General features: G+C 44.3%; 37 protein-coding genes. 14 read left to right on the top strand and 23 right to left on the bottom strand.

Features of this window, described 5'->3' with window-relative positions:
* Window positions 1–44 precede the first annotated feature (44 nt).
* The 11 genes from R7O12_RS14310 to R7O12_RS14260 all read right to left on the bottom strand — a co-directional run bounded on the left by R7O12_RS14310 (window position 45) and on the right by R7O12_RS14260 (window position 9,109).
* Window positions 45–1,082 carry a major capsid protein gene (locus tag R7O12_RS14310; RefSeq protein WP_005424539.1) on the bottom strand — a complete coding sequence of 346 codons (1,038 nt, stop codon included), beginning with the start codon at window positions 1,080–1,082 and terminating at the stop codon, window positions 45–47.
* Window positions 1,083–1,120: 38 nt separating this feature from the next.
* Complete coding sequence (locus R7O12_RS14305; protein ID WP_318126047.1) at window positions 1,121–1,462, bottom strand: head decoration protein; 342 nt, start codon at window positions 1,460–1,462, stop codon at window positions 1,121–1,123.
* A 13-nt stretch (window positions 1,463–1,475) separates the two neighbouring features.
* Window positions 1,476–2,828, bottom strand: a complete 1,353-nt coding sequence (locus R7O12_RS14300; RefSeq protein ID WP_318126045.1) for a S49 family peptidase — start codon at window positions 2,826–2,828, stop codon at window positions 1,476–1,478.
* Window positions 2,821–4,377, bottom strand: a complete 1,557-nt coding sequence (locus R7O12_RS14295; RefSeq protein WP_193278562.1) for a phage portal protein — start codon at window positions 4,375–4,377, stop codon at window positions 2,821–2,823. Before R7O12_RS14295 ends, R7O12_RS14300 begins: the two co-directional genes overlap by 8 nt.
* Complete coding sequence (gene gpW, locus R7O12_RS14290; RefSeq protein WP_005424556.1) at window positions 4,377–4,586, bottom strand: gpW family head-tail joining protein; 210 nt, start codon at window positions 4,584–4,586, stop codon at window positions 4,377–4,379. Before gpW ends, R7O12_RS14295 begins: the two co-directional genes overlap by 1 nt.
* On the bottom strand, window positions 4,583–6,559 hold the full coding sequence (locus R7O12_RS14285; protein WP_318126043.1) for a terminase gpA endonuclease subunit: 1,977 nt from the start codon (window positions 6,557–6,559) through the stop codon (window positions 4,583–4,585). Before R7O12_RS14285 ends, gpW begins: the two co-directional genes overlap by 4 nt.
* Window positions 6,447–7,049 carry a hypothetical protein gene (locus tag R7O12_RS14280; RefSeq protein ID WP_318126042.1) on the bottom strand — a complete coding sequence of 201 codons (603 nt, stop codon included), beginning with the start codon at window positions 7,047–7,049 and terminating at the stop codon, window positions 6,447–6,449. The genes R7O12_RS14285 and R7O12_RS14280 overlap by 113 nt, the downstream gene beginning before the upstream one ends.
* Before the next feature lie 114 nt (window positions 7,050–7,163).
* On the bottom strand, window positions 7,164–7,646 hold the full coding sequence (locus tag R7O12_RS14275; RefSeq protein ID WP_318126041.1) for a lysis protein: 483 nt from the start codon (window positions 7,644–7,646) through the stop codon (window positions 7,164–7,166).
* A complete protein-coding gene (locus tag R7O12_RS14270) occupies window positions 7,628–8,107 on the bottom strand; it encodes a lysozyme (RefSeq protein ID WP_318126040.1) in 480 nt (159 codons plus the stop codon). The genes R7O12_RS14275 and R7O12_RS14270 overlap by 19 nt, the downstream gene beginning before the upstream one ends.
* The gene (locus R7O12_RS14265; protein WP_318126039.1) at window positions 8,094–8,285 is read right to left on the bottom strand and encodes a hypothetical protein; all 192 of its coding nucleotides are present in this window, start codon (window positions 8,283–8,285) and stop codon (window positions 8,094–8,096) included. The genes R7O12_RS14270 and R7O12_RS14265 overlap by 14 nt, the downstream gene beginning before the upstream one ends.
* A gap of 155 nt (window positions 8,286–8,440) precedes the next feature.
* On the bottom strand, window positions 8,441–9,109 hold the full coding sequence (locus R7O12_RS14260) for a hypothetical protein (protein ID WP_318126038.1): 669 nt from the start codon (window positions 9,107–9,109) through the stop codon (window positions 8,441–8,443).
* Between the two features lie 207 nt (window positions 9,110–9,316).
* Between R7O12_RS14260 and R7O12_RS14255 the strand changes: the two genes are divergently transcribed.
* From R7O12_RS14255 to R7O12_RS14235, 5 genes are all read left to right on the top strand, one after another.
* Window positions 9,317–9,679, top strand: a complete 363-nt coding sequence (locus R7O12_RS14255; RefSeq protein WP_258490937.1) for a helix-turn-helix transcriptional regulator — start codon at window positions 9,317–9,319, stop codon at window positions 9,677–9,679.
* Window positions 9,680–9,715: 36 nt separating this feature from the next.
* On the top strand, window positions 9,716–10,150 hold the full coding sequence (locus tag R7O12_RS14250) for a hypothetical protein (protein WP_262682425.1): 435 nt from the start codon (window positions 9,716–9,718) through the stop codon (window positions 10,148–10,150).
* 599 nt (window positions 10,151–10,749) lie between these two features.
* Window positions 10,750–11,538, top strand: coding sequence for a hypothetical protein (locus R7O12_RS14245; protein WP_140319047.1), 789 nt, complete (start codon window positions 10,750–10,752; stop codon window positions 11,536–11,538).
* A gap of 315 nt (window positions 11,539–11,853) precedes the next feature.
* Complete coding sequence (locus tag R7O12_RS14240) at window positions 11,854–12,186, top strand: hypothetical protein (protein WP_257967633.1); 333 nt, start codon at window positions 11,854–11,856, stop codon at window positions 12,184–12,186.
* 542 nt (window positions 12,187–12,728) lie between these two features.
* The gene (locus tag R7O12_RS14235) at window positions 12,729–13,073 is read left to right on the top strand and encodes a hypothetical protein (RefSeq protein WP_258640337.1); all 345 of its coding nucleotides are present in this window, start codon (window positions 12,729–12,731) and stop codon (window positions 13,071–13,073) included.
* Window positions 13,074–13,119: 46 nt separating this feature from the next.
* On the opposite strand, the gene R7O12_RS14230 is transcribed toward R7O12_RS14235, so the two are convergent.
* The 11 genes from R7O12_RS14230 to R7O12_RS14180 all read right to left on the bottom strand — a co-directional run bounded on the left by R7O12_RS14230 (window position 13,120) and on the right by R7O12_RS14180 (window position 18,901).
* Window positions 13,120–13,731, bottom strand: coding sequence for a hypothetical protein (locus R7O12_RS14230; RefSeq protein WP_140319049.1), 612 nt, complete (start codon window positions 13,729–13,731; stop codon window positions 13,120–13,122).
* Between the two features lie 374 nt (window positions 13,732–14,105).
* The gene (locus R7O12_RS14225) at window positions 14,106–15,080 is read right to left on the bottom strand and encodes a DUF968 domain-containing protein (protein ID WP_318126035.1); all 975 of its coding nucleotides are present in this window, start codon (window positions 15,078–15,080) and stop codon (window positions 14,106–14,108) included.
* Window positions 15,073–15,384 carry an endonuclease domain-containing protein gene (locus R7O12_RS14220; protein ID WP_318126033.1) on the bottom strand — a complete coding sequence of 104 codons (312 nt, stop codon included), beginning with the start codon at window positions 15,382–15,384 and terminating at the stop codon, window positions 15,073–15,075. Before R7O12_RS14220 ends, R7O12_RS14225 begins: the two co-directional genes overlap by 8 nt.
* Window positions 15,381–16,076 (bottom strand): phage antirepressor KilAC domain-containing protein, encoded by a 696-nt coding sequence (locus R7O12_RS14215; RefSeq protein ID WP_318126031.1) that lies wholly within the window; start codon window positions 16,074–16,076, stop codon window positions 15,381–15,383. Before R7O12_RS14215 ends, R7O12_RS14220 begins: the two co-directional genes overlap by 4 nt.
* Entirely contained in the window at window positions 16,070–16,282 is a 213-nt protein-coding gene (locus R7O12_RS14210) for a hypothetical protein (protein ID WP_005376941.1), read from the bottom strand. The genes R7O12_RS14215 and R7O12_RS14210 overlap by 7 nt, the downstream gene beginning before the upstream one ends.
* A 10-nt stretch (window positions 16,283–16,292) precedes the next feature.
* A complete protein-coding gene (locus R7O12_RS14205) occupies window positions 16,293–17,249 on the bottom strand; it encodes a helix-turn-helix domain-containing protein (RefSeq protein ID WP_318126030.1) in 957 nt (318 codons plus the stop codon).
* Complete coding sequence (locus R7O12_RS14200; protein ID WP_140144393.1) at window positions 17,249–17,770, bottom strand: DNA methyltransferase; 522 nt, start codon at window positions 17,768–17,770, stop codon at window positions 17,249–17,251. The genes R7O12_RS14205 and R7O12_RS14200 overlap by 1 nt, the downstream gene beginning before the upstream one ends.
* Window positions 17,763–17,927, bottom strand: coding sequence for a hypothetical protein (locus tag R7O12_RS14195; RefSeq protein WP_171343079.1), 165 nt, complete (start codon window positions 17,925–17,927; stop codon window positions 17,763–17,765). Before R7O12_RS14195 ends, R7O12_RS14200 begins: the two co-directional genes overlap by 8 nt.
* Complete coding sequence (locus R7O12_RS14190; RefSeq protein WP_140319056.1) at window positions 17,927–18,196, bottom strand: hypothetical protein; 270 nt, start codon at window positions 18,194–18,196, stop codon at window positions 17,927–17,929. The genes R7O12_RS14195 and R7O12_RS14190 overlap by 1 nt, the downstream gene beginning before the upstream one ends.
* Window positions 18,193–18,645 (bottom strand): YmfL family putative regulatory protein, encoded by a 453-nt coding sequence (locus R7O12_RS14185; protein WP_025501770.1) that lies wholly within the window; start codon window positions 18,643–18,645, stop codon window positions 18,193–18,195. The genes R7O12_RS14190 and R7O12_RS14185 overlap by 4 nt, the downstream gene beginning before the upstream one ends.
* On the bottom strand, window positions 18,635–18,901 hold the full coding sequence (locus R7O12_RS14180; RefSeq protein WP_172563578.1) for a helix-turn-helix transcriptional regulator: 267 nt from the start codon (window positions 18,899–18,901) through the stop codon (window positions 18,635–18,637). Before R7O12_RS14180 ends, R7O12_RS14185 begins: the two co-directional genes overlap by 11 nt.
* Window positions 18,902–19,009: 108 nt before the next feature.
* Between R7O12_RS14180 and R7O12_RS14175 the strand changes: the two genes are divergently transcribed.
* From R7O12_RS14175 to R7O12_RS14135, 9 genes are all read left to right on the top strand, one after another.
* Window positions 19,010–19,675, top strand: a complete 666-nt coding sequence (locus tag R7O12_RS14175; protein WP_031778939.1) for a LexA family protein — start codon at window positions 19,010–19,012, stop codon at window positions 19,673–19,675.
* A gap of 9 nt (window positions 19,676–19,684) precedes the next feature.
* Window positions 19,685–19,894: a hypothetical protein gene (locus tag R7O12_RS14170; RefSeq protein WP_172563577.1), complete on the top strand. Its 210-nt coding sequence runs from the start codon at window positions 19,685–19,687 to the stop codon at window positions 19,892–19,894.
* Between the two features lie 321 nt (window positions 19,895–20,215).
* Window positions 20,216–20,611, top strand: coding sequence for a hypothetical protein (locus tag R7O12_RS14165; RefSeq protein WP_172563576.1), 396 nt, complete (start codon window positions 20,216–20,218; stop codon window positions 20,609–20,611).
* Between the two features lie 40 nt (window positions 20,612–20,651).
* A complete protein-coding gene (locus tag R7O12_RS14160) occupies window positions 20,652–21,470 on the top strand; it encodes a DUF2303 family protein (RefSeq protein WP_238830435.1) in 819 nt (272 codons plus the stop codon).
* 52 nt (window positions 21,471–21,522) lie between these two features.
* Window positions 21,523–21,735, top strand: coding sequence for a hypothetical protein (locus tag R7O12_RS14155; RefSeq protein ID WP_005376930.1), 213 nt, complete (start codon window positions 21,523–21,525; stop codon window positions 21,733–21,735).
* 10 nt (window positions 21,736–21,745) lie between these two features.
* Window positions 21,746–22,009 (top strand): hypothetical protein, encoded by a 264-nt coding sequence (locus R7O12_RS14150; RefSeq protein WP_140333105.1) that lies wholly within the window; start codon window positions 21,746–21,748, stop codon window positions 22,007–22,009.
* 124 nt (window positions 22,010–22,133) lie between these two features.
* Window positions 22,134–22,364, top strand: a complete 231-nt coding sequence (gene xisR, locus R7O12_RS14145; RefSeq protein WP_137282197.1) for an excisionase family protein — start codon at window positions 22,134–22,136, stop codon at window positions 22,362–22,364.
* Window positions 22,364–23,599, top strand: coding sequence for a tyrosine-type recombinase/integrase (locus R7O12_RS14140; RefSeq protein ID WP_318126023.1), 1,236 nt, complete (start codon window positions 22,364–22,366; stop codon window positions 23,597–23,599). Before xisR ends, R7O12_RS14140 begins: the two co-directional genes overlap by 1 nt.
* 281 nt (window positions 23,600–23,880) lie before the next feature.
* Window positions 23,881–24,459, top strand: a complete 579-nt coding sequence (locus tag R7O12_RS14135) for a GIY-YIG nuclease family protein (protein WP_318126021.1) — start codon at window positions 23,881–23,883, stop codon at window positions 24,457–24,459.
* Window positions 24,460–24,703: 244 nt separating this feature from the next.
* Here the strand turns inward: R7O12_RS14135 and R7O12_RS14130 are convergent, their stop codons facing one another.
* Entirely contained in the window at window positions 24,704–26,077 is a 1,374-nt protein-coding gene (locus R7O12_RS14130; RefSeq protein ID WP_318126019.1) for a hypothetical protein, read from the bottom strand.
* Window positions 26,078–26,225: the final 148 nt, after the last annotated feature.

The following is a 26,225-nucleotide window of genomic DNA, read 5'->3' as shown; positions in this document are numbered from 1 at the left end:
TGGGTCCGTGGACCCATTTTGCTTTTCGTTAGTGGTGGTCAGGATTAACCGACTTTGACGACAACAACTTTGTTAACGTCAATGAGGTACATCGCAGGGGCGGCTTCCGTTTTGGTGTAGCGAACTTCTGGATCGCCATTTTCCGTCCAATCTTTCACGTAGCGTTCGGCTTCATCAAAGCCTTCACGCTGAGCGGATAAGTCTTGGATTTGACCGTACAGACGCGCACCGCGCAGTTCGGTATGCGCCAGAATCAACGTGAAGTCGCGTTGGACTTTCTTCGTTGTGCCGTCACGGTCGATGTACTCTTCATCTACCACGATGATGGTGACATCGCCAAGATTGCCTTTAACGCTAACCGTTGCACCTAAGTCTTTTAGCGCGGTTTCAAGCTGAGAGTTAGAGCCACGGCGAGTTTCCAGCGCGTCATTGAACTTCTCGAATTTGCGCATCAACGCCCACGTTTTAGGATCGGTAATGATGACATTCGTCAGGCCTTCAGAAATCGCCGCCCAAGTTTCAATGTCACCAACGATGTCGTAGGTAGCAAAGTCTTTATTCGCCCACTGAGCTGCCGAAAGAAGCGTGATCATGTTGTCCGCATTTCGGCCTGCATCAATTTCGTAAGGCTTATCAATGTAAGGGCTGTCGATCACGGTTTTACCGTCGTAGACCATCTCGGCACACATCAGCTCTTCACGGTCACGAACCGCTTGCTCTTCGATATCGAGGTTTTGCATCACAATCGCGTTTTGACGATCGCCTGCCGACATAGAGCCTGTGATTGGCTCGCCTGGTCGGCGCTTAACGCTTTGGTTTGCCGTTACTGCGTGTTTTGACTTCACGTATGCAGGCTTAAAGCTTGAGGTTTTAAAGCCTTGATTGCGGTCTATTGCGGCACCAATCATCGGTGAGCAAAATGCTGCAATCTTGGTTTTATTTGGGATCATGTCGAGGTCGACTTTTTCCGTATCGAAGGTATACATCTCACGGAAGAAGAAGCGCATGAAGAAGTTGTCGCGACGAATACCTGCTTCTTGAATGGCTCCAAGCAGTTCGCGAGTGGTGTAATTATCAGGCATAAGAAGCTCTTTTTTCTGAATTCAAAGAAAACGACGAATTAGTATTCGTCGTCTACGAAAACTGGACTACCTAGGAAAGCAGCGCGTTTTTGCTTGTTGGTTGTGACCGCATCAGGCCAGTTCACAAAACCGATACGAAAGCCACCCTGTAGGTAAACTGTCGATTCTTGGTCACTGCCTGTATTCGTCACATCACGAGCCGAGATAGCGATGGCTTTGCCTGGTGTACCGTCCCATTCCACCAAAGTGGCGGCGTCAGTCGCGTCGGCCATTAATGGGGTTCGAGCAGGAAAAGATACGCCCGTTTTGATGGTTGCTCGCGCCGTGACTGGTGCGCCAATAAACAGCTCATCTGGTGTGTATTCTGTTTGTTCTAACATGCTAGTTTCCTTGTTAAATGCGTGTATATGAAGACGCTAGCGCTTTGATGTTCTTTTGTTCTTCGGTGACATCACCGGAACCAACATCATCACCAAGAGGCTCACCGTGCTCTGAGGCCAGTGCCATTAATGCCGACTCGTTTTGCGCAGTGGCACTAACAGGTACTGAAGCAAGCAAGGCCCTGGCTTCATCGACGCTAATTTTTGGGTTACTGGCAAGTTGCTGCGCGAGCGCTTCTCGCCCTTTGGCTTCTTCTAGGCCAATAATGCCCATGCAGCGTTCACGCTCTTTTGTGGCTGGGTCCGTGGACTCATCACTTTGCGCGCTCGCTTGTGGCTGTTCTGGAGTGGATTGCTGTTCTTCAGTTGGAGTTTGCGGAGTCGCTGGAGCGGCGGCTTGTTGTGGATTGCCTTGCTCACCCGTTGCGACTGGTTGTTGTTCTGCTTGCACCGTCATAGCGGCTCCCATATCAAAGGTGGTTTGTTGTTTCTTGAACTGTTCAGCCATGATCTGAACGGCATCAAGACCGTTAACGACTTCGTTTGCGAAGCCAACATCCACTGCGGCTTGGCCTTCGTAGACCTGCGCCTCAGTCGATAGAATGGTTTTAATGTCGACGCCCATGTACTCGGCAGCTTTACCTGCGAACATTTGACGTGTGCTCTCTGCTTCGGATTGCCATTTCTCTCGCACCTCTTTCGGCAGAGATTGGTAAGGGTTGCCATCGGCTTTATGGTCACCTGCCGTCACAAGGGTGATTTCCACGCCTTGCTGATCCAGCATCTTCTCGATGTTGGTGTGCGCCATAATCACACCCACCGAGCCTGCTATACCCGTTTGAGTTATGAGGCGCCTTGAACACGCACTCGCAATCATTTGGCCTGCACTGCAGTGCATGTCGTAACCGAGGGACCAGATAGGCTTGGTTTTGCGCATCTCTGCGATTTTGTCGGCCAAGTCAAAGCAACCTGCGACCATGCCGCCTGGTGTGTTCATATCCAGCAAAATGGCTTTAACTTCGGGGTCTGCGACCGCTTCTCGCAAGCGATGCATAATGCCGTCGTACCCTGTCATCCCTGAGTAGGGTTTGATGTGGCCATACTTATGAACCAACGAGCCATCAATCGGAATGATGGCGATACCCTGAGAGACTTGATAACTGCGGTTACTGCTGCGAGTCCGAGAAAAGCCAGAAGCGACTTTTTTCATGTCGTTCTCACGCAGGATTTGCCCTTCGGTGTCGGTGATCTGGACCACGTTGCCGAGACGTTGGCTGAGCGCCGAGAAAAATACCCGAGCGTAACCAGCTTCTAAGGCGAGCGGCCTGTTGAATGTGTTGCTGATTAGGTGTTGTAAGTTATTCATTTGGTGTCTCACTTGGGTTATCCGGTGCTAACGCTTGCAGCTTCATCCAGCTTGGCGGTGGTAAGCCTTTCGATTTGCGCTCTTCCATTTCTGCCAACTGTTGATCAAAGATTTCTTGATAGTCTTCACCGAGTAGCGCGAGCTCTTTCTCATACGTCGATAGACCTGAGTCGATACGCAGTACGGCTTCTTTGACTTCTTTCAATCCATCAATGGCCAATCGACCAGAGCCAATCCAATCACACTTGGTCCAAGCATTGCGGCGTTCGTAGAAGTTGAACCGCGCTTTGCTTGGCAGCTTGATGTAGCCACGCAAGATCATTTCTTCGAACATGAGTGCGAAGATCTGGCTGGCGAATCGGTTAGCAATGATTTTTCGTCGACCCATGAAGTAACGCCATGAATCGTTGTGCGAAGCACGAATGGTGCTGTAAGACATTTGCGCGTAATTGCGCGACAGCTGCGCGTAATCCACGCCCAATCCAGCCGCAACGTAGCGGATGATGGATTGCTCCAAGGCCGCGAATCCGTTATCAGCATTCCCTGCGCTGTGCAGGTTGATTTTGTCACCTGGCATGAGGTGAGGCAGTTTGACGCCGTTGAACTTGACCTCATTGGTGGCGTAGTAATCGCCGTAGGTCATTAGCATCTTTTCGACCGCGCCATTTTGCTGCGCACCGAACAAGTACTCCATCGCTTGGTCCGTTCCAAGCTCTGACTCGATACTGGCGGCGTACATGGCGTTAACAATCGCTCGCTGTAACGTGGTGTTCTGTAAGGTGTCGAGCATCTTCAATTGCTCTAAACACGATAAGAACTTATTCACGCCACGACATTGCCCACCTTCCGATGGCTCAAAGATATGCAAGAACCCCATGCGTCCCGAGCGTAAACGCTTCGGTACTTCACGCCATTTCTTGGGCGAGCCAAAGTTATCGGCCCCTTCTTCAATGAAGTAGGAAATGGCTTCGCCATGTCGATTGAAGCGCATCCCACCACGCTGATGGGGTTTGTCCATCATGTAGTTGGGGTTGTTAACCTTGCGTGGCGCGACCATGCGAATGCAGGTTGAAAAGTGTGAATGGCGACGGTCTATCCATTCGGGCTTCGCCATGATTTCGCCCGTGTGAGCATGAGTTTCAATGCCCTCTCGCATCATCATGGTGAACGTGCGGCGACCTTCTGCGTCGATAAAACAGTTCGGGTCTTCGGCTATGTCACGAAAAATGGCTTCCACTTCACGCACGAACCCTTTGTCTGGATCGATGCCGAGCAATAGCCAGTTTGGTTTGTAACTGAGGCGAAACTCAGAGCCAATGATGTGGTCTTTGTGTAGCTGGATGCCGTTTGCAGCAATACCGTTATTGCGCGTGACATCGTCTGTTCTGGCGTTCGCCTGTCTCATGACAGGCAAGAAAGCAGCGTCTACCGATTTTGACGGAGGGTTCCAATCGCTCATCTGGCCACCAAACCCTGAACCGCCAGCTCGATACACCGCATCTCTTAATGGTGTTTGACCATCTGCAGCCAGTAGTCCGGTGTGTGTCATTAGAATGAAACTCCTGCAGGGCCGCGACGACGAACTGAGCTCAATCCTAACTGTCCACGCAAATCATCAATGTAGGCGCGAAGTTCATGGATGTTGGCTCGACTGTATTCAACTTTGCGGTCTCCTTTCTGTACGGAAACCGCCATCTTTCCTGTTTGCAAGCTATGAAAGGCGGCTTCGGCCTGTTGCAACATTTCTTGTTTTGTCATCTTGATCCACCTTTCAATCTCGCGGCTAATTCAGCGATGCTGAGACCGGATGTTTGTGGTTGTTCTTGAGGTTGTTGGGGCTGCGGCTCTTCCAGTTCGAGACCGAACCGTTGAGTGAGAATGTTGAGTGCCGCATACGCATACACCCATCCGTCCAACGCTTCATCAAATGGGTGGTATTGCTTCACCCATCGCCAAACTTGTCGCCCTGACTTGTCGTGCTCTAACTTTTTATTGGCTGAGCAGAGCTGCTTGAAAAACTCATCACCGGCTATGTCATCGTCCAATGGAAAGTGAACACATCCAGGCACAGGCTCATCACCTTTCGGGGTTAAACCTAAACGGCTGTAAAGTCGCTGCTTGATGCCGTCGGTACCTAACCTAGTGAGGTAGACTTTTTTGTTGTTTTTCTTGCGAGGGAAGTTTTGTATCGGCTTGCCGTATTGGTTCTCACCTTGAATTGGGATCACCCACATCACGCCGTGCGTTCGACTCATCTGGTAAACGTCATCGGTTTTATGGCCCATGGCGTCCCAACACCAAAGCTGAACGTCCATCACTTGGTCACTGCGCTTTTTGTAGGTCCGATACAGCGCTTTTCCGGCGGCATCCTTTAATACTTGGCTCGATAAATCCCCGAGAAGAACGATGTGCTCAACAAGCCAACATTCCTCACCTGGTCCCCATGCCCACACAAAGAGCTCGATGCGGTCATCCTGAGTGTCAATGCCTCCGGTCAAAACCACGGCTCGCTCAGGTACTGGGTTACTGGTGCGACTCTCGGCCCACCATATTTCACGGCGCGACTTGAGATGCTCCCAATCTAGCTTCTCTCCGTTCTCACCATCCCAAAGCTCACCGAGCGTTAGGTTGACGAACGTTTTGAGCTGACTTGGGTCGTCTTTCTTGTTGAGGAAGTCACGCACTATGCCACGCCAACCTGCACTCAATTTGGTGTTGTATCCTGACCAAATGTGAATGCCGACGCTGCTTGGCGTTGGCGCTGGGTTGTCGTCTATATCAAAGAAATCATGGCCATCGCGTGTCCATGTGCCATCTTCAGCAATCCAACGACCTGCAAGCTCCATCTTGTAGAGGTGCTTGTAGTAGATAGGGTCGTCACAATGAACGCAGCTGTAATAAACCGTCTTTGATTTTTTCTCGATACTTGGCTGAGTGTTGTCCCACTTGAAGCCGTGCTTATCTTCTTTACTGCCCCACTCTAAAACCTGCTCGGTTCCGCAGTGTGGGCATGGCAGATAAAAGCGGAAAGTCAGCTCCATCTTTGCCATTAGGCGTTCAACGTGCGACTCGCCTGTATTGGTTGGTGTGGTTCCCCACCTTGCCATCGGGAAAGCGGCACCTTCCAAACGCATTCGCGCAAGATCGATAGGGTTACCTTCTTTACCGACTTCCCAATCCCATCCGTCAATCTCATCACCAAACAGCGCGCCTTTAGTCAGAGCTCGCATGTTTCGCGGTGTGGATGTGCCGAGGACATGCAGCGACCATCCTGTTCCCTGTTTGTAGGAAACGGTGTTTCGGTGGTCCTTAGCGAATAAGGCTGGGAAGATTTGGTGCATGATTGGCATTTCCTGCCAAGCAGCATCAATCTCGGTGACAGAGATGTTTTTTGCGTCGTTCTCTGTCGGTACGTAAATCACGGTGTTGGTTTTTAACTGAGCATGCAGACAAGAGTTTGCTGCTATGACCAACTTGGACCAGCCAACACGAGCCGACTTTTGCATGGTCAGCTCGGATATAGCGCGGTTACACATCATGTTGAGTGGCACAACCTGTAAAGGCAGTGTTTCCCAAAAGCCTTCTTCCTGAGAAGAACCAGCGGCTAACCGGAAATGCTTATTGGCCCACTCCGCTCCCTTGATGGCGATTGTTCTCCTCATCCCCATCAAGCCACGACGGACTTTCGTCTGGATCGCTGTCAATGTAATCGGAGAGGTTTGGTTGAACATCGGCACACTCATTTAATACAGCAGCAATCACGGCCTCTAAAACTTCCACCGCTTCGGGTGGCATGTCGGGCCATGCGTTCTTTAGTTTCGGAAGGAGGGTGTCGAGTCGTGTACCCACTCTGGCGCATACCTGTTCTAAGGTGTCGACGATGATGTCTATTGGTGCGTAACTTTTTTCAAACAGTACGCGCTTGGCTTTTAGCATCGCCAACTTTTCGCGCCGTTCCTCTAACTTGAGATCGCGTTCTAATTTCGCAAACGCTTCCTCACCTTCTTGCTCGGTTTCCGGTTTTGAATCGGAGGCTTTTGATTGCGATTTATAGGTAATGTAAGCATGGATACAGGCAAGAGGATCGATACCATTTCGCCCTTTGGCGACAGGCAGGACCCCTTGTTGCGTAAGGTTTCGGACCTGTCTAGATGAAATGCCAAGAAGCGTCGCTATGTCCAACTGCGTGAACTTTTTGCTCGGGTTGAATAGTTCGCTCATTCATGGTTTTTGACCGGAAACCGGAAACCTCCAAAATAAAAAAAATTTTTAACGAGAGCTTTTCTGCGAGGTCGAGCCCCCGTGGTCGCTCAGGGCGCCCGAAAGGACCCGCGATCATAATTGATCTTCCGCTAGGCATTGAGTCCTGATGTAATCTTGCAAATACTTTGTCTGCTGCTCGTTCTCAATCATCATTCGCCTGAGACGTAGATAATCTTGTTCAGCTGCGGCTCCAAGTCTTGGGGTGTTTGCATTGCCCACGCTTCTGGTGCTGGCGGCTTCGGACACTGCTGGACAATCTGCCTGGACATACACCCGCTCAGGCCCATTGCTGAGACTATCGCTAAGACGATCAATCTCTTCTTTTGCTGCGGATAGCTCTGCTGCATGCTTCTCTCCCAATTGGTTGAAAGATTGGATTTGAACTCGCTGCTGATGCAATGCTGCGATATAGCCCTGAATCTCGTCTTTTGCTGACGTTAACTGGCTTTCAGCGATATCAGCCCGACTGCTTTCAACGAACAACGCAACCGAGAGTGTCGCAACCACTACTACCGCAATAGCTGTCGCCCATACTGTTAGCTTTGCATTAGGCATACTTCCCTCTCGATATCTCGTCGGTTCATCAATCCTTTCCACGGTTTGCCTGCTGCATATACCCATCGTTTAAGCTGGTCACATGCTGCATGCCACTCACCTTTGTTGAGCAGCTTTAGTAACGTCGAGCGTGAGAATGAGCCTATGCCAACGTTAAACGTGAAAGAGTAGAGAGCAGCTCGTGTCGTCTCAGGGATATCAACGTGAATCATCGGGTCGACCATTCGCTTAACATCAGCCAAGTCAGACTCGAGCAATTCATCACACTCGGCTTGTGAGTAGGCTTTGTCTGAAATGATGTCTGTTCCTGTATGTCCGTAACAAACAGTTTGAACGCCAGCGACATCGATGTAAGGAGTATACCGAACACCTTCCATTGGCTTTACCATTGCTGTCGCCATAATAAGAGCCGAAGATCCTGCGGCTGCTAATATCTTCACTGCTGAATTAAGGTGCTTCATCGCCATAGTCCTTTTCGAAACGCTTTTTCTGCCAGTAGTTGTTAATCCAGGCAGTAATTAGCATGCCAGCCAAAGCAATCAGCACCGTATAACCGTCTGCAGATATAGATCCAAACACTCCTATTGCCCCATTCCAAAAATAAGATAGGGCGCTGGATATCTTTTCGTTCATACGCATACTCACCCCCTTACTGGAGTGTCCTTTTGCTTGGATAAAAATGAAAAAACCCCGCCAAGGCGAGGTTTTCGATAATTTATGATAGACACAAAAAAACCGCCTAAGTGGCGGTTATTTTCAATACTGTGTACTTATCCATTATGGATATATATACATTAAATTGCCCCGTTTTTATTTTCAAGCTCTTTTTTGAATAATTTCCGCGCGGACTTGTCATAGTTAATTAGCAAGGTACGAATCACTTCAATGTGCTTTTCCCATTCAGACCAGTGGTTTTGGTAATAGCGAGAGCGTTTCTTTCTGAACCCATCAGACTCAACATTCTTGTCTTTACAATCTACTTCCACCAGCGCTTTGATTAGGAACTGGCGGCTAACACTGGGCGTATATTGAATACCATCATGATCGAAGTAAGTCTGAGCACCAGCTAATTGCTCGAGCGCAATATTACCAGCGATAGTACTGATGAGAGCCTTAACTTTAAGGCAGGTACGCTTTTGAACAATCATGCCTTGCTCAGATGAAACAACAACCCAATCATTCAAAACACTTTCCACAAGGCGCTTCTTGTTTTCTTTAGAGTTCCAGAGCGGTGATGCATAAGCGTACAGACTCCAATCGGCCAAATGCGCTGCTTTCTTTTGCATTCTATCTAACGTTAAAAGCACTTTTGCGCCATCAATTCGAGATGCCATTTGGTAGTCAGCAGCCCCGAAGCCACCGCCACCTCCAGAACCGTCATTGTACTTTGCCTTGATGCCTTCCGTAGCCATACCAATTGCTGCAGGCATAGGCCACGTTTCAACGTTTGTCGCTAATCCCATTTTAGATGTCCTCGCATAGACTGGTGAGTCAGATTATACCTGTAGATAAACACAGCTTGTATAAATTATCAGAACTACTGTTGACAAACTAGATTAACTAAAACTAGAATTAATTTAACCTTTTTAGTTGAATTGAGTAACCGTTAGAGTTATATTCTTATCGAAGCCCCCACATACACACTTACAGAGGGCTCAGGAGGTAGCAAAATGGCACTTACAGAATTTGGCAAGACAGTCCGCAAAGCACGTATAGATGTAGGTTATACACTTAAAACCATGTCTCAAGAGCTAGAGACGTCGGCAGCTTTTCTGAGTGGCTTAGAGACTGGTAGTAAAAAGATTTCAAAAGACTGGGTTAAGAAAATTGAGGCTTTTTTTGAATCGAAAGGCCATCCTATTCCTAACCTAAGCCAATTGGCTGATGTAGCTAATGAAAGTGTTTCGCTTAGCGGACTTTCTCAACAGCAACAAATGCTTGTCGCAGGATTTGCTCATTCACCGTTTACTCCCGATGAATTGAAAAAGTTTGCGGCTTTTCTAGAAGAAATTAACAAGCATCATGGAGAGTAATGTATGCCAGAAACGTATCGACTGAGAGGAAACAGAGTGCAACCGTTGACTCTCAGTCATATTTGTAACGTCGCGAATAACGTAGGGAAAGCGTTAGGATTTAACAAGCGAAATAAACGCAGTTTGGATGAAGTGTTTGAATCGCTATTTAAGTTAGGAGTTATTGTAAACGTCATTGCTGACGAAGATTGGCTCTTTGTTACTAAGGGCCATTGTGACCCTAGCAAAGCGACAATATGCGTCCCTCAATCGATTTACGAAAATGCTTGTATTGGCGAACGTGACGCTCTGGCAGTAATGTTACATGAAATGGGCCATCTCTTTCTTGGGCATCGACCAGTGCTTCATTACTCAAATGAGCCAGCAGTTAAAGAAGAAGATGCTGAATGGCAAGCAGACAGTTTTGCAGAAGTAATTTTAAAGAGTATGGGATATCAAACAGAACAGCTTTCTTTTGATTTCTATATGTAAAAAGCCCTGTCCACTAACCATGGAAAGGGCTAATTAGGCACCTTAGCTCAAGCGACCAAACTGAAGCTAGGGATAATTCTAACCCGAGAGTTAACCGAGTCGAATCTTTGTTTGACAACCCAGATTATAGACTTTTTGCCTTAAAACGCAAGACACGTTGGTGCGGTGAATCTCTCAAAACTTACGGAGAGTAAAGCTATGAAAAGCGGATACTGCCCTAAGTGTAAGCAACCTTGCGAGGTGAGCTTTGTCAGTCATGTGACTAAAAATGGCAAAGTGATCTATCCGAAAAAAGGTAAACGCTGCTTAGTTATCCCTCACTGCGATAACTGCAATAAGTAAATAACCCTAGCCTCTACCCCAAGGCTAGGGGCTATTACTCAGTTAATTATAATCTGGAGGCCAATATGGCTGCTTCAACAACTTGCTCTAAATGCGGTAACCCTTGCGAACTTATCTTTAGACGATCAAAAACGACTAAAGACGGAAAGATCATCTACCCTAAGAAAGGTAGCGTCTTCCCTATTCCTGTTTGTAACTGCGGAAAATAACAGTAAAGGCTCAACTAAGTTGAGCCTTATTTATAAGAGTTCAGGAACATGGATAATAAAATACTAACTGAATTTCACGAAAAAATAGATAAAGATGTTGGACTACAATCTAAGCGTCGTTCGTTGATTGTTGCCTCATCAATACTCATAGCTATTTACTGGACCGGAGCAACGATTAAGGAGTTCAACGGTCTAATAGCAAAAATAGAAGTCAAAAACACAGCTGCGGTACATTACCTTTTAGTTGCAACCATCATTTATTTGATGTTTAGATATTTCGCCTATGCAAGGCAATATCATGAACAACTTAGGCAATTCTGGGTTGACCGTTTTTTGGGGGACAAAAAAGTCTTTCATTACCACATTGATGAGAGAAACACCGATGATGAAAATATAGAGGGTTTAATCGGGAAAGCAATTGATGTCTGGGTTGGAGACGAGCCCTCTTTAGCGTCTCCTTCTTACCATACACATTCTTTTTTCAGACGAAAGATTGGATATGTCACTGAACGGACGGCACACAGCGGTCATCCAGATGATCCTGACTCTCGAGAAATTGTTGAAGTGTTAGAAACCATCAGCTTGGCTGACTTTCGAGATGAATGGAAACTGAAGGATTACCTGAAGTTATTATCGATTGAGTTCTACTATAGGATTAATAGCTACACTCACTATAGAGAGTATTTTGACTTAATGGGGCCTTATATATTTGGTATTTTGGCAATAACACCATATTTAATCTTCCCTTGTGCCACATACATTTTTGATTATAGCTCTGAGGTTAATAATACCATTAAGGAAATGTATTTTTCTCGACCAGTAATGGCTGCTAAATAGCAGCCTTATATTATTTATTCTCAGATTTAGCTCCTACCTCCAAAGCTTTGTCTGGGCTTTCTTAATATAGCACAGGTGATTGCTACGCCTTAGTTCCCAGAGATTCACATCACAAGAAGTTCATCGCCCCAAAGCACTCCTTCTACCGATTTGGAAACACAACCAGATAGAATTACACTGTATATACGAACAGAACAATTCTGAATTTAAAGCATATACAAAACGATTCAACGCTTAATAGGACACCGTATCTACCGCATTGGACCTGATGGCCCATGTGGGTGTAACAGCACCGAAGATAAAGTATCGGTGTTGATGGCTAAGGGTGACTGGAAGACCATTCCTTTTGGCTGCTTTATGGAAGTGGGCAACGTTGTAGATGTAAGAAGGCTGAAGATAATGGATGTGTCTGCTCTATGTTCCGATAATGACGGATACAAAGTTGTTTATACCATTCCGAGAAACCACTACCTGGAGGGAACATACCTAAATGGAAAATGTTTCATCCTACTTTATGATGGCGAACTTAAGATTTACCAACTCAAGCTCGCCGCTCAAAATGAAAGGGATCGTGCGGTATACATTACTTACAATGACATTGAGCAAAGTACTGTAGCGGACATTACAAAACTCGGTTCATGCAATTAAGCCCTATACATAGCAACCGTTAGTGTTAACTGCAGGAGCCCCAAATCGGCTACAAGCCTCGACTCATATGTCTCAATATATTGATGGTGTATAACCTCCCGTTGTCAAGATACTTCTAGTTGGGATCCAATCGCACCTACCACCAGCGTAGTATTAGCCGTATCTTTCAAATACCTCTGCCGATTGTGCTAATTTAATGCAGCCCACTTGTTATTTAGTACCTTATAACTTGAACTAATTCATAGCATTGTTGGTGGTGTTGTGCTGTCTGTAGGTAGAGGAAAAATCACATCGTATACCGCAACTTCTACTGGCTCCATTTGGTTTGCCTTCATGTACTCTTCAGCAGCCCCGACCTCAACCTCTTTACGATCATTAGAGTCAGACGCCCTAACGTGAAGAAACTTCCCTGCTCGACTAAGACCATTGAAACATCTTTCTTTATTGAAAACTCCAACAAAACTGCCGTTTCAATTAATTTTTCTCTCTAAAACATCGTGTTAAAATAGCTGATTATGCAACGAATTTTTTATGGGGATGAAATGAAAATATTTGTTATTCTGGGTTTAATTGCAGTAGCGTTCTACTTTTACACCAATGGCGATGAAGCCAAAATTAATAATCTTAGATCTGTAGAGTTCAGCGCCAAAAATCGGATTCTGACGATAGCAATAGATGATGATAGAGACTTGCAAACAAAAATCAGAATGGACGATAAAATCGAAGAAGCTGTGTTCCTTAATCAGCTGATTGATAAAGGCAAATCAATCTATGTCGACGGTAACTATCTTTACCAAGGCCGATGCCAACACGTTCAATTAGAATGGCAAAAAGGTGAGTTGTTCTTACCGAAATACTACAAGGTACTTTTGAATGAGGCCTGTTAAATGTAAAAAAAGGTTGGTGTTAACACACCAACCTTTTCCTAGTTTGTTAACCAAATATATATGCTGTTGTGAGCGGGCTTTGATATGACTGATTTGCTAGGTAAGTTAGCGTAGGATTCAGAACATCATTTGGATCTTTAATTTGGTTCTCAATTTCTTGCATGGCAATTGCACGACCAACTTCGAGAATCCATCGAAGCATGCTCTTTGGACCACCGGCAACTGCGTACTCTAAACTAGCGTTCAAAAACGCTTCTAGAAGGCTCAAAGCTTCGGATGCCTTAAGAGCACCCTCATACATGTGATAGTAAGTATTAGCTACTTCATCGTTAAACCTAAAGCCTGAAGGTGGTCTAAATACAGTACAGTTGTTGCCGTACATATTACGATTCCCGATCTTACGGAATAGCTCCATAAGGCGCAAAAACTCTGCTTCCGCCTCTTCAGGGGATACATTATCTGAAACTGCACTCTTAGCTTTCACCATCTCTACTTTTTCAGCAAAGCTAGTACCAATCACATCATCGTATTTCAGATCATTTAAGCCTACTTCTTGAGTCAGCGCACCAAAGGCAATACGACTGTTTAATTCATGCGCCTTATTGAGCTGAATTTCAGATAGGTCATTTTTAGCGGTTTTCAAAGCTTCTTCGAGCATTTTGATTCCTTATTTTTGTGGGTTAAGTTGTTCTAGAAAGTTAAAACCAATTACGTTTAGACTTGCAACAAACACTGTATATAAAAACAGCATTTGAACTGTACATACATACAGTGTTTTTGTAAAGAAAAAATGGACTTTGTTGTACTGTTTCCAGTTAGTTGTTTTGTAACGAGGTTGGGGCATAAGGCTACGATGATTAACTGATGTAGCCGATCAGGTCGTAACTTCCTGATTTAGTTGCGTCGAATTACGCAACAAAGCCGTAGTATTGAGCAAGAACTTTGCTCTGAATTGTTTTGGGGCAACGGTCGGCTTTAATCGTATCCTTGTTTAGGGTCTGGCAGACTGAGTTCTAACTCATTTCTCTTTGCTCACCCCAATGCCCCAACCACTAGCGCTAAGTTAATCGTCTCCTTCACATGCCAAAGCTGATCGCCGTGTTGGCGCTCCCAGGAATTCATATCTCGGTGTAGTTCTTGGTGGTGTTCATTACATAACGGGAAGGTAAACATGTCCGAAGCCTTACTTCCCATTTTCCCTTCGCCATGACCTATTAAATGATGAGCAATACCTGCAGTCTTTCCGCATACGCGACAGGGTAACTTACGGACGAATGAAAGATACTTCTCACTCTCCCATCTAATTGGCTTGGGTTTTCTTAAGTACATCGCTGGTGGATCGTCATCTATGACTAGCTTTAAAACCGGCTTTGCTAACCGATCTAGTTGCTCTCGCTGGCTTTCAACCACATACCTGGCATCCGTATCAATGCTGCCCTTAATACCTACGCGCTTAGCCGCAGTCTCCCGTTTGAACTGACGATCTATAACGGATTGAGGAAGCAGATCATACACACCATTTCGTACCGCCCACCAGCAGAGGTCAACATCTGTAATCTGCTTTTGGTACCCATGTAACTGGCGAGACACAGCTTGCAGGCCGTGAACCACACTGTTCATTCGAGCAATGTGAAAGTAAAGGTTTGGGTCACTGTCCCCTTGGAGATCATGATGCCAGCATAACCTTACCGCGCCTTCGCCTGTTTTCCGTGTCTTCAAGTTGTGGTCACAGTAACCCGAGTCCTTTAACTGGCATTCGTTGATTGAATCCACAAACTGATGCGTTGGGCCAATTCTGCTTTGCACTTCCTCCTGAGAGAAAAACGCCACGAGACTCGAATCAGTCGGCTTTAAGGCTTGCCTCTCTTCCGGCACCAATTGCTGTGCTGGTGACACTAAACCAATCTTACCGTCCACCAGCAATGACTTTAACGATTGAGTATTCGGTGTCAGCGCGATCACCGCAGCGTTAAGAGTGGGCACAATATCGATATCTACCTTAATCACGTAGTGCCTCCTCAATCATCTGTATTGCTAACCCCTTTTTAATCATATCTCCGGTAAAACGCAAAACAGTCCAACCTCTCAATGCTGCCGTGTTGTATTTCTCACAATCTGCTTCAAAACCTTTCGCTCGATTATGGCGACCATTACTCCAAGTCCCACCTTCTACTTCGATAGCCAGCTGCTGATCGGGATAGGCAAAATCAAAGCGCCATCTGCGTGTCTCGTGAAATCGATACTCAGACACGGGTACTTCCAACTTCAATGCTCTTATATGTTGCAATAACAACATCTCTAACTGACTCACGCTGCTACCGCCTTAAGGTGACCTGTTTCCAACAGCTTTTTGCGCAGCCAGATTTCACCCTTTCCAGTAATCAAGGCCGTGTGGCTGATCCGAGTTTGGGAGTTTGTTTCGTAAGTGCCCTGCTTCACCGTAAAGTAACCACGTTCTACAAACTCCTGATATGGCAAGTTGTAAGAGTCACCACGGCTCATAAAGATCTTTAACTCGCGAAGTACACGGAAAATAGTGACAGGCCCCAAACCTACTGTTTTAGCAAACTGACCAAGCTTCACACCTTTATCAGCTCCAGCAATAGCATCCGCAAACTCTGCTTTTGGCGCTGCGATAGCTAATGCCTGGTTCTTTTCTTCCAGTTCCTTGGCTTGGTTAGCGGCTAGCTGCAATGCTTCAGCATACGTTGTCGGTATAGATGGTTTACCTGCGCTTTCTAACTCATCCCACCGCTTGATAATGGAATGACGTAACTTGATGTTGTAACCAGAAACCAACGTCAACGTGAGCTCACGATTCAAGTGATATTGGGTGTACTGATTGCCTTTATGCCAAAATTGGGAACCCTCCAAATTTGGATGGTTCAACTCAGCCAGCATTCGTTCAATATCTCGTTTAACATGCGAGTGCTGCTTACCTGTCAGTTCCGCAATCTCTCGACTACTCATTGTCATCTCTGTTTGAGTACTGATACTTAACATTCGACTCCCTCCGCTAACCAGTATTTACTCGAGAACCCCGTCAGTTCACTACTCTCATGCCGGACATCCACACCAGAACGGCGAGCCGCCTTAACCAATCTAACTAAGTCACAAACGTGAATACCTAATTCATCACACAGCTCGCTCGGAGACCAAAGCCGACGACGAGATTTCATTACATCAACCAAATCCTTTTTACTTGCCATTCTCGCCCCCCTACACCGCCTCTAGGTTCGCAACACGCTCCAGTAACTCTCTGCGCTTAGCCGACAAATCTGCGATCTTTCGCTTTGATGGTTCCACTTCATGCTGAGGTCGCTTAGCGTCAATCAAGTACAACATGCGCTGATTTTCTGAGTTGATAGAGCTCTCTAGCAAAGCGACTTCGCGCTGAATCACGATTACTTCGTCCTGAGTAGCCACTGAGGAATCACCTTGCTGTGGTGGCAGGTAACGCCCCTTGTCTTGCTCTCTGCCAAGCCAACCTTGAATAAACTTCTCAATGCCCTGCTTGGTTTTCCGCTTACGAGGATTGGCATCGCACCAAGCGATCATTTTTTTCAGCTCAGCACGAACATTCACTGCACCAAACAAATCCGAATAGCGGTCGATGTCTGGTTGAGTTACTCCATGAAACAGCCCTTTCCTGTTCAAAGGAATTTCAAACAGTGCTGGTTCGGCTTCGAGCGGTTCGCTTGGAGCAAGATCTTTACTTGATGGTTCTATTGGTGGATCTATTGGTGGTTTATAGCCGGATTCCGACCTACCCCCAGTCGGAATTTGACCTACCCCCTCTGGTTGTTTCGTCTGTTCGAGTTTCGAACGTTCGACTTTTGAACAGACGAAATTCGACTGTTCAAAATCTGTCTGTTCATCTGCTTTCTTCTTCAAAAGCATCACAGGCAACTGGTACTGATTATTCGAACGGACTAAGCGACCTGTATCCGCCTTTTTGAATTGGTTCTTTTTGAATAACCATCCGGCAGCTTCCAATTTCTTAAGTGTCGATTTAACGGTGGTAGGTGAAACACCAGACTTACGAGCAATGGTATCGATAGACGGCCAACAAAGGCCGCTATCATCCGCATGGTCAGCTAGGCAAAGCATCACCAACTTATCAGAACCTTTAAAACTCGGAATGTCCCAAACGTAGCTCATTACCTTAACTGACATTATTCCACCTCTTCTTTCTTCAACGTCCAGAACGCAGGGCGCTTAATACGGTTTCCTCTATCCCAACAAATCCATGCATACTCAGAGTTATCGCTTCCACCATGAACAAAGCATGGTCTCGGTGTTAGGATCAGTAGGTTTGTCCAAGGGAAAGAACGCCAGAAATCTGCACGACCTTTGCTGCCCAACATAGAGAGGCGAAGCAAGAAGCACATGGTGCCGTCATGCCGTAGGTCGCGGGTCATAGCCGTTGCGATAAACTCCAACGCCAAACTAAAAGGTGGATTAGTAATGATCACATCTGCAGACATGTCTTTTTTAGGGTTTAGGTAATCAATACCTTCGGCCAGCTCCGCATACTTGATAGTGTGTCCACCTGGTAGCTCGTTCGTTACACGGCCATCACCACGGCAAGGCTCAGAGATAACATCACCCTCGCGAAACTCGATGCAGTCCAATAAGGCTTTCACACACCAAGAAGGTGTTGGATAGAAATCTCGCTCGATACGTTCTTTAGCCACGGAGCATCCCCTTATAAACAGCAGTTACGTAAATGCGCTTTGCTTCAAACAAGTCTGCTAATTCATCATGGGTGAGAATGATGCTCTGCCCCTTCTCCACCTTGTAAAACTGGTTTTGGTGGTACCACAATGAATAATTGAGTGTTATTCTTTCCATCACTCCTCCGTGATCTTTGCTGGTGACTGAGTGAGATGTGATCGTTCCTCGCAAGAATCATCACAACCCGGCTTTAGACCGTTGCCGCGGTTTAAAGCCACTTCCTCATTTATTACTCGTAATCGACGCTCGCACTTTGCTTTCAACAGCTGAACTTGTTCACGTTCGTAGTCCTCTGAAGATTGGCCTTGCGCCACCATTAGCTTTGCCGATCTGCAGGTGATGTCAGCCATCTGTGAAACGGTTTGCCAGAATATTTCTGTTTTCATACAACCTCCGCATACAACGCATCGAGCTTCAGCATGAAGGCTTCGAAAGTTGCGTGATATTCCGCTTTCAATTGGGCGATGAGCGCACGTTCGCGAGCATCAAACACACCATCTGCTTTTGCTTCTTCAATGGTTTTATCCAAGAGCCCTTTCACTGCATTAAGGTGTAAATGGCAATCGAACATATCCACGGTATCCAGTTCTGCGACATCAGGTTGCTCTACCACCATGCAATTAACACGGTTAGCAAAGTACTCTGCTACGTATGGGGTGTTGGTTAGCTCAGCCATTTCCACCAGCTCATCAACACTAAAAAAGCGAGAACCCTTCTTCTCGTATAGGTGATTGTTAAAACTGTCGATCGACATACCAAGAACGGCAGCAACCGCCTCTTTACCACCAGTGACGCCTGCAATGGTTTTATTCACCATCTCTTTCTTATTCACCATTTGCTCCTTTGATTGGTGGTTTAACTTCTTGCCCTTCTGTTCCACAATCTTCTTGCGGATCAGGGAATACATCTTCGAACTTGCAATCAGCCCCCAATGAATTCAAAGCGTTCACAATTCGCCAACCAAGGACGGTATCAACCGTTCTATTCCCATTTTCATAATGATTAACAGCGCTTTGGGATACGCCTACCTTTTTTGCAAGAGCTTGTTGTGTAACTCCTAGCTCACCACGAATAGCTTTTAAATTCGACATAATGCCCCCTTAACAAGAATAAATATTACATTATGGAATTTATTTAAACAACAAATATTACGATATGGATATTCATCTAGTTATTACAATGAGTAATAATCTTTAACTATGAAAATGAATTGGAATGACCTAGTAAAAGCTAGGATGAAAGAAGTTGGAATCACTCAGAACGCTCTTGCAGAAATGATGGGAGTATCTCAGAGTGCGATAGCTCATTGGCTCAGCAAAAACAGAGAGCCAAGTATCGAGAACGTTGCTGCCATTATGAAGTGTGTTGGCTTAACTCATATGACGCTTGATTCGGAAGGTTTTATTGACTACCCAGATGACAGCATTGCCAATGTAACGAAACTCGATATACAACCTACCTACCAAAAGTCCTTCCCTGTCCTTAGTTCAGTTCAAGCAGGGCAATGGCACGAAGCCATCGAGCCATATTCAATAGAAGAAATCAGCGAGTGGTACCCTACAACAGAGCGTTGCAGTGAACGATGCTTCTGGTTGACTGTTCAAGGTGATTCAATGACATCACCAACAGGAGTGAGCTTCCCTGAGGGGACTATGGTGCTGGTGGACACTGAAGTCGACGCAGAGAACGGTAAGCTGGTGGTTGCAAAACTCACTGACGTAAACGAAGCTACTTTCAAAAAATTCATTGTCGATAGTGGCCAGAAGTATTTAAAGGCTCTTAATCCAGCATTTCCGATTCTGCCAATCAATGGCAACTGTAAGATTATCGGTGTTGTGATCGACGCTAAACTCAAACTCTTTTAAGGAGCAGTAATGAACGTAGTAAAACTTCTTCTCGCATTCGTGATGCTTGGAATTGTAGCTATCCTCTCGTTTCTATTTGGTATAGCTGGATTTGTCGTGGCACTAGGCATGTCGATTGTTATGTCAATGATGCTTTCTAGAATGGAAAGGGAAAAGCTCGAAAAGCAACGACATGAAGAACTGCTAGAAGCAAGCAGAAGTAATCGTCAATCAGATTAAAAATCTACGAATAAAGCCCTCTATGTTGAAAAGGACTTTAACATGAGACTGTTATCAGCATTGCTTATTGGCCTGGTTACCTTTAATGCTAACGCTTCATTTCGTATCCAACAAATACGGTTTGGTCGTTGGCGAAAGTCAAAGCTAGCTGCACTAAAATAATATAAATCGACAAATTCCTAAACCGCCATCCTGGCGGTTTTTTTACACCTAGAGTAAATTACGCACGATAATTCCATTTTGTAATTGACCATTAAATTCCATTATGTAATATTATTCTCATTCCAGTTGGTTAACTAACTACTGAAGCGAGGAAATCACATGTCTAACCAAGAAGCAGGAAACCTCAGTCTTGAGGACCGCACTACTAACTTCCCAAAACTGATGCAGGAATTGGACGGCGGCGTTGTCTCCAATGTCGTCGGTTTGGCGTTATCTAACGTTGCCCGAGCTGTGTCCTACAGCGATAAGCAGGGAAACGTGAAGATGGATCTAAAGCTTAAACCTATGGGCACCAACAACGAGATGGTCGAAATCACCGTCAACATGTCGGTAAAAGAGCCAAAAGCCGGATTCGGTACCAAGTCAGAAGACTTCCAATACACCTCAATCGCGTACGTAGGCAAAGGCGGCAAACTTACCTACGACCGACCAAAAGAAGATATTCACGGCCAAGCCGTTATTGAAGAAGGCATGCTGCGAGAAGTACGCAGCTAACCCACTCCACCAGCAACTCACTCAAAGAGAGAATAGATAAATGGATAAATCAGCAATCCAACAGATCCAAGAATCAGCGAATGCTCCGCAGTTTTTAAAACAGTTAGAGAAAGCGGGATTCCCTGTTGCCGCCCTACCTGAATCCTTCGATTTGCATGACTTGGAGAAGTTCATGCCAAACCGCAATTATTTCCGCGGCACAATGAAGACGGCAAATATCGACGAGTTTGTGCGTTACCACGAAGAGTACCAAACCGAAGGTAATCAGTGCTTTATTAATGCTGAACGTATGGCTGCAGTGACTATTTTCGATCTTGGTACTCATAACTTCCCTGGACACTGTAAGCATCAAGCAAACTTAACTCTACGCCGCACTGCAGCACTTAACGCCATGCTAAACATTAACGAAGAACGCCTTGGTCAAAAGAAACTGGCTGAGTGGGTAGAAGACTACAGCGAGTTCGTTCAGGTCTTCTCCACCACTGGGGAAGTTATCGAAAACTCCGTCGCGTCTGCAGCTATTCGCAACATGAAGTTTGAAGCGAAAGCAGGGCGTGAATCCAATGTAGATGACTTCAGCCACCATCAATCTGAATACGAGTCTGTTGCGGTTCGCACTAAGGAAGAGTTCCCAATGCCTGCGGTGTTTAAGTTCACGTGTGTGCCTTACTTAGGTTTGGCTGAACGCACCTTTGAACTGCGCATGAGCACGATAGGTAATGAAACTCTAGTCCTTCGTATCAAGAAGCAGGAACAACACGAAGAAGAGATGGGCGAAGAGTTCCAAACCAAGCTTCAAGCGTGCTTTAAAAACGGTGAGATCGAAATTGATACCTTCATTGGCTCATTCAGCTCTTAACTAATATTGGCGCCCTCTTCTTAAAGGGGGTGTATCTTGCGAGGAAATATCTATGGCGGCAACCATCGATACTCAATTCGGGCAGGTCACGACATCGGCCCCTTACTTTAGTCACCAACTAGGTTGTGAAGTGATCAACCTAACTCTGATTAAACCAGAGAACGAGAGCAACGGCTGGGGCATCAGCAAAGAATGTCCTTCTAATGTCTCGCTCACCAATCAATTTCTAAACATGTTCGCCAGAGATGCAGCACAAGTAATGTAAGGATTTCGCGATGAGCATGACACAAGAAGAGATCAATAGAGCGGTTGATGGTGTGATGGAACTTCGCCCAACTGATGCGCGTTTACCAAAAGAGCAACCCAAGGACTCAGCCGTTAAACAACGAATGAATGATGTGCAGTTTGAGCAGGAACTAGCAGCAATTATGGAAAATGAACCCGTGTTAGGTTCCGCTTTCTATTTTTGTAATCAGGACGTAACGAAAGGTGGTCGTAAGAACCTGAACTTCAATCGATATCCTGGTGGAGTGAAGTAATGGCCCTCATTAACTTACATTATCTGTCACTACTTCGCTGCTATTAACACGTCAACCACCAAATTAAGAAGAGTAAGGTGGTTGCCCTGCTCTTCTCTCAATTCAACTATATAGGAGTTTACCGATGAGAACATTTACGGTGATTCAATTAGAGCCTAGCCGTTGGGTGAAAGAGGACCTTTTAATTGATTTAACAGGCATGTCGACCAATGAAATCAAAGACTATCGTCAGTTTCGTTGGATTGAAGGCGTTCATTTTAAAAAGTCGTCCGGTAAGAGTAGTGATGGTGGTAAAGGCTATAAGTATGACCGTGTTGCCATCGATGAGTTTTCAGCAAGAGAAAGGGTTGCATAATGAACACACCAGAAGGTGTAGAAATCCGCGGTAAGTCTATCCGCATTAGTTTTACTTACCGTGAGATGCGTTGTCGAGAGACCCTAAAAGGCTGGGAAGTCACCAAAGGTAATCTCAAAAAAGCAAGTCATCTACGCGCTTCTATACTTTCTGAAATTTCATTAGGCACATTTGATTACTTATCTCGATTTCCAACATCAAAGAAAGCGCAACTCTTTGCGACTCCAGAACAGCGTGGTAAGAACCTTACTGTTCGCGAGTTGTTTGATGACTATATTCAATTGAAGAAAACGACTATGGCTTCGCAGTCACTCTATGTATTGAGTACTACCGCAAGAGCATGCTGCTTGTTTGTTGGTGAGGAACGTACTATCTCCACCATCACGATTATGGATGCACTAAAGTGCCAAAAGTTAATGGTCGACTCCCCTACTCGCAATGGAAGACCACGAAGCGCAAAGACGATCAATAATATGATCAAACTAATGCGCCGATGTTTTGATTTAGCAGTGAAATCAAAATTTATCGATGACAACCCATTTCTGCATGTTGAGTTACTAAGTGGTGGCTCTGGTGAGCCGGATCCACTAGAACTAGAAGAGTTCCACCAGCTAATCGAGTCAACGACAAACTTACAGCAGCGGAATATGTTCACCTTAGCCATTTACACGGGCATGCGGACTGGTGAGCTCTGTGCGTTAGCATGGGAAGACGTCGACCTTGAGAAAGGTACGATCGAAGTTACTCGCAACGTCACGATTGAACGAAAGTTCACAACGCCGAAGAATAAGAAGTCAGAGCGAACTATTCACTTACTTGAACCTGCTCTCCTTGCCCTTAAGTCTCAAAGAGAGCTAACTATGTTTAGCCCAGTTAGAGATATTTTAGTGGAAGTAAAAGGTTCAAACACTTTTCGCCAAGAAAGCGTTCGATTCGTGTTTATTCCAGAACGTCGTAATGGCCAAGAAACGAGTGAGACCTATAAAACGACAACATATAATCGACTATGGTCACGCGCACTTAAGAGAGCTAGTATCCGCCATCGCTGTTCATATCAATCTCGACATACCTACGCTTGTTGGTTGATCACCAAAGGGGCAAACCTCTCTTTTATCGCTGAGCAGATGGGACACAAAAGCACGATGATGTTGGAACGTGTTTACGGAAGATTCATGAAGTCACACTCGCATGAACAAGTCGAATACTTAAATGGGCTTATGGCTTTAAATAAATAAGGCCATTCGGATTATGTGTATTTCAATGTGCGGAACAGAATTTCCTCAAAGTCATTTAGTGCAAAAGCTCTTTGTGGTTCACAATAATGAGAGCTTTCCCTATCTAAAGTTATCCGCAGGAGTCTATTCAAACATCAAACTTTCATTAGTTTTTCAACCTTGTGCAATCTAATCCCCTTGTAGAATATTAACCTATTGAGTAGCTGTCACAAATTTGCATCATGTGAGAATAATAACGGCTACAAACCGTATATAAAGTGTACATCCAAAAAGTTTGAGATATGAGTATGAATGAAGTAAATATAAAAAATGCAATTAGCAACTCATCAAAATCACTTTTACTTCTATCTGAAACAGTAAAAAATTTCAAATATCCTCGTGCCGTAGAGCTCGAGTTTGAAACCTCAAAATTAAACCAACACTACCTAAATGAGTTGCTAAGTAGTGTTCCTGCTGGCTACTCGAAAGATTTGTCAGGCACAGATTTCCTTTATGTTATTGAAGTTCTGAATTCGAATGACATAATCCAGACTGAGATCATTAATTCTCTGAAAGGTGCCCGTGAAGACCAACACGTGAAAGAAGCAAAGAAAGATTACTGCCGAATCAATCATGCAAACTCACAGTATTTGTATGTCGGTCGTTCAAAAAAGCTTAGATCTAGACTAAATCAACACCTTGGTGCCGAAAGTGGAGGCTTGTTTGCTATGCATATGTCTCGCTGGGCGATTCAGACAAACGTAAAGATTAAAGTTTTATATTATCAGATAGATAACGAAGATGATTTATTGATCCAGGCGTTAGAAGATGGTTTATGGGACGAGCTGCAACCTATGTTTGGTAGAAAAGGGGGCAAATAGTATAGTGCACTTAATAAATTTAAGAGTGATTCCCAACGCTTGGCATTCCGAGCTCAAGGTTGGGTTTAATGTTCCAAGCCCAATGGATTGGGCTTGGAACTAGCGTTACCCTCTACAAGTAAGTGATATGGTGTTAAGTCCTAGTTTCACCTTACTTAATCAATGCTGCTAGGTCGCGCATGACGAGTCCGCCTAAGGATGTACATTTAAATCGATTTTAACCTTACACATGCATTTAGATATTTTAATAATACTTCATCATGCTATCAGCTATTTTTTTCTTTTGGCTCCTCATATAGCTATCAATGTCATTAACATTGTTAATTGAAGAATATATTAACACATCAAGGAACAAGCTAGACGTCATTGTTGTTCCACCATATTCATATTGGATATTTTCCATATTTCTAACAATATATTTTTTAGATGTGTCACTATACTCCCAAAGGATTTTTTCTTCACCTTTTAATATATTGGTTAGAGAATATCTGACAACACTAGCTTCGGCATATTTATCGGACTCTTTATTTTCTTCTATTTTCCTATTATTTGAACCATAGAATTTTAAGGTTCTTTCAGAATCTTCGAGTATTTTTTCGTTTTCAATTAATTGTTTTTTTAATAAAGAAACCAATTCATTTTGGATAGAAATATTATATTTATCTAATAGATTACGGTATTCAACTAGCTTTTTATCTTTTCTCTCAGAGCAGTATCTAACTATATTGTTTTTTGTTTCTTCATTCAAACCTTGTTCACGTGCTAATTTTCCATAGTCAGGTTTGTATGAATATGCAATACAATTATCTAAGTCCTGATTGTAGGTATCTGATTTAAATCCTTTTAAATTTTCAATGCAAAGTTTTTTCATTTCTAAATAGTGTTTTGAGTTAACTTCATTTATCCATGATTTGTCATTCTTCATTGTCTGAATTGCATTATATGTTTCAACAGAAACACATTGTTGATATAGACCACTTTCTTGCTCATCTCCCTCTATCTTTCTTTTTAAGAACCTATGGTTAACAGAGTTAGTTTTGTTATTTTCAATTAAATATTGATAAACATCTTGAACGTCTTCAAAGGTAACATCAGAATGTGGCATCAAACCAAATTCCATTATTGCTTTTGATTTAAAGTTATATGAATCCTGCGTTCTATTGTATTCTCTTACAGCCTTATAGATATAATTTTTATAATCTTCATTTTTATATAGAGTAAAAACATTTCTTTTATCATTAAGCAAATTGTTAATAATCGTATTCTGTTCGTTTATCGTAGCTAATATTTCTTTTGAATTATTAATAACATCGGCTGTTTTTTTAGAAGCAAGCTCCAATCCTTTTTGTTTTTGATTTTCTCTTAGTGTATTTGCATAATTTTCATTAAAGGTATAGAAATCTTTTCCTTTTTTTAAAGTACAAGTGTATAAAACAGTTTTACTTTCTTTATTCTCGCTCCACTCAACATTTTCGCAAACACCTCTATTGTCAAGTAATTCACCTATAGTGTAGTCACTAAAATTGTTAAAATGTTGATTTTTTACATTATCTATTGGGCTATCTCCGCAGCCAGATAATAGTGTTATAGATGAGAAAAAAATAATCTTTTTATACATAGCCAACCCCATTTATAGTGTTATGATGCATATTATAGATTAAATAATTGATTAGAGGTAAAGTGTTTTATTATTTTGCTACCCAAATCAACACCTTATGGCCTAGTTTGTATCATTTAATCTCTCAACTGTTCAGCCTTTGCTTAAG

This window comes from Vibrio sp. Vb1574 (genome assembly GCF_033338675.1).
This window is presented reverse-complemented; position numbering and strand designations above follow the sequence as displayed.

Bases quoted from the DNA above. Each gene is read 5' to 3' on its own strand.
- R7O12_RS14165 (WP_172563576.1), top strand. From the start codon at position 20,216: ATGTCTAACCAAGAAGCAGGAAACCTCAGTCTTGAGGACCGCACTACT.
- R7O12_RS14240 (WP_257967633.1), top strand. From the start codon at position 11,854: ATGGCTAAGGGTGACTGGAAGACCATTCCTTTTGGCTGCTTTATGGAA.
- R7O12_RS14130 (WP_318126019.1), bottom strand. From the start codon at position 26,077: ATGTATAAAAAGATTATTTTTTTCTCATCTATAACACTATTATCTGGC.
- R7O12_RS14275 (WP_318126041.1), bottom strand. From the start codon at position 7,646: ATGCCTAATGCAAAGCTAACAGTATGGGCGACAGCTATTGCGGTAGTA.
- R7O12_RS14230 (WP_140319049.1), bottom strand. From the start codon at position 13,731: ATGCTCGAAGAAGCTTTGAAAACCGCTAAAAATGACCTATCTGAAATT.
- R7O12_RS14210 (WP_005376941.1), bottom strand. From the start codon at position 16,282: ATGGCAAGTAAAAAGGATTTGGTTGATGTAATGAAATCTCGTCGTCGG.
- R7O12_RS14205 (WP_318126030.1), bottom strand. From the start codon at position 17,249: ATGTCAGTTAAGGTAATGAGCTACGTTTGGGACATTCCGAGTTTTAAA.
- R7O12_RS14155 (WP_005376930.1), top strand. From the start codon at position 21,523: ATGGCGGCAACCATCGATACTCAATTCGGGCAGGTCACGACATCGGCC.
- R7O12_RS14270 (WP_318126040.1), bottom strand. From the start codon at position 8,107: ATGAAGCACCTTAATTCAGCAGTGAAGATATTAGCAGCCGCAGGATCT.
- R7O12_RS14285 (WP_318126043.1), bottom strand. From the start codon at position 6,559: ATGTTCAACCAAACCTCTCCGATTACATTGACAGCGATCCAGACGAAA.
- R7O12_RS14245 (WP_140319047.1), top strand. From the start codon at position 10,750: ATGGATAATAAAATACTAACTGAATTTCACGAAAAAATAGATAAAGAT.
- R7O12_RS14295 (WP_193278562.1), bottom strand. From the start codon at position 4,377: ATGACACACACCGGACTACTGGCTGCAGATGGTCAAACACCATTAAGA.
- R7O12_RS14160 (WP_238830435.1), top strand. From the start codon at position 20,652: ATGGATAAATCAGCAATCCAACAGATCCAAGAATCAGCGAATGCTCCG.
- gpW (WP_005424556.1), bottom strand. From the start codon at position 4,586: ATGACAAAACAAGAAATGTTGCAACAGGCCGAAGCCGCCTTTCATAGC.
- xisR (WP_137282197.1), top strand. From the start codon at position 22,134: ATGAGAACATTTACGGTGATTCAATTAGAGCCTAGCCGTTGGGTGAAA.
- R7O12_RS14215 (WP_318126031.1), bottom strand. From the start codon at position 16,076: ATGTTAAGTATCAGTACTCAAACAGAGATGACAATGAGTAGTCGAGAG.
- R7O12_RS14305 (WP_318126047.1), bottom strand. From the start codon at position 1,462: ATGTTAGAACAAACAGAATACACACCAGATGAGCTGTTTATTGGCGCA.
- R7O12_RS14235 (WP_258640337.1), top strand. From the start codon at position 12,729: ATGAAAATATTTGTTATTCTGGGTTTAATTGCAGTAGCGTTCTACTTT.
- R7O12_RS14280 (WP_318126042.1), bottom strand. From the start codon at position 7,049: ATGAGCGAACTATTCAACCCGAGCAAAAAGTTCACGCAGTTGGACATA.
- R7O12_RS14310 (WP_005424539.1), bottom strand. From the start codon at position 1,082: ATGCCTGATAATTACACCACTCGCGAACTGCTTGGAGCCATTCAAGAA.
- R7O12_RS14170 (WP_172563577.1), top strand. From the start codon at position 19,685: ATGAACGTAGTAAAACTTCTTCTCGCATTCGTGATGCTTGGAATTGTA.
- R7O12_RS14255 (WP_258490937.1), top strand. From the start codon at position 9,317: ATGGCACTTACAGAATTTGGCAAGACAGTCCGCAAAGCACGTATAGAT.
- R7O12_RS14190 (WP_140319056.1), bottom strand. From the start codon at position 18,196: ATGAAAACAGAAATATTCTGGCAAACCGTTTCACAGATGGCTGACATC.
- R7O12_RS14180 (WP_172563578.1), bottom strand. From the start codon at position 18,901: ATGTCGAATTTAAAAGCTATTCGTGGTGAGCTAGGAGTTACACAACAA.
- R7O12_RS14140 (WP_318126023.1), top strand. From the start codon at position 22,364: ATGAACACACCAGAAGGTGTAGAAATCCGCGGTAAGTCTATCCGCATT.
- R7O12_RS14260 (WP_318126038.1), bottom strand. From the start codon at position 9,109: ATGGGATTAGCGACAAACGTTGAAACGTGGCCTATGCCTGCAGCAATT.
- R7O12_RS14175 (WP_031778939.1), top strand. From the start codon at position 19,010: ATGAAAATGAATTGGAATGACCTAGTAAAAGCTAGGATGAAAGAAGTT.
- R7O12_RS14135 (WP_318126021.1), top strand. From the start codon at position 23,881: ATGAGTATGAATGAAGTAAATATAAAAAATGCAATTAGCAACTCATCA.
- R7O12_RS14265 (WP_318126039.1), bottom strand. From the start codon at position 8,285: ATGCGTATGAACGAAAAGATATCCAGCGCCCTATCTTATTTTTGGAAT.
- R7O12_RS14150 (WP_140333105.1), top strand. From the start codon at position 21,746: ATGAGCATGACACAAGAAGAGATCAATAGAGCGGTTGATGGTGTGATG.
- R7O12_RS14300 (WP_318126045.1), bottom strand. From the start codon at position 2,828: ATGAATAACTTACAACACCTAATCAGCAACACATTCAACAGGCCGCTC.
- R7O12_RS14185 (WP_025501770.1), bottom strand. From the start codon at position 18,645: ATGGTGAATAAGAAAGAGATGGTGAATAAAACCATTGCAGGCGTCACT.
- R7O12_RS14195 (WP_171343079.1), bottom strand. From the start codon at position 17,927: ATGGAAAGAATAACACTCAATTATTCATTGTGGTACCACCAAAACCAG.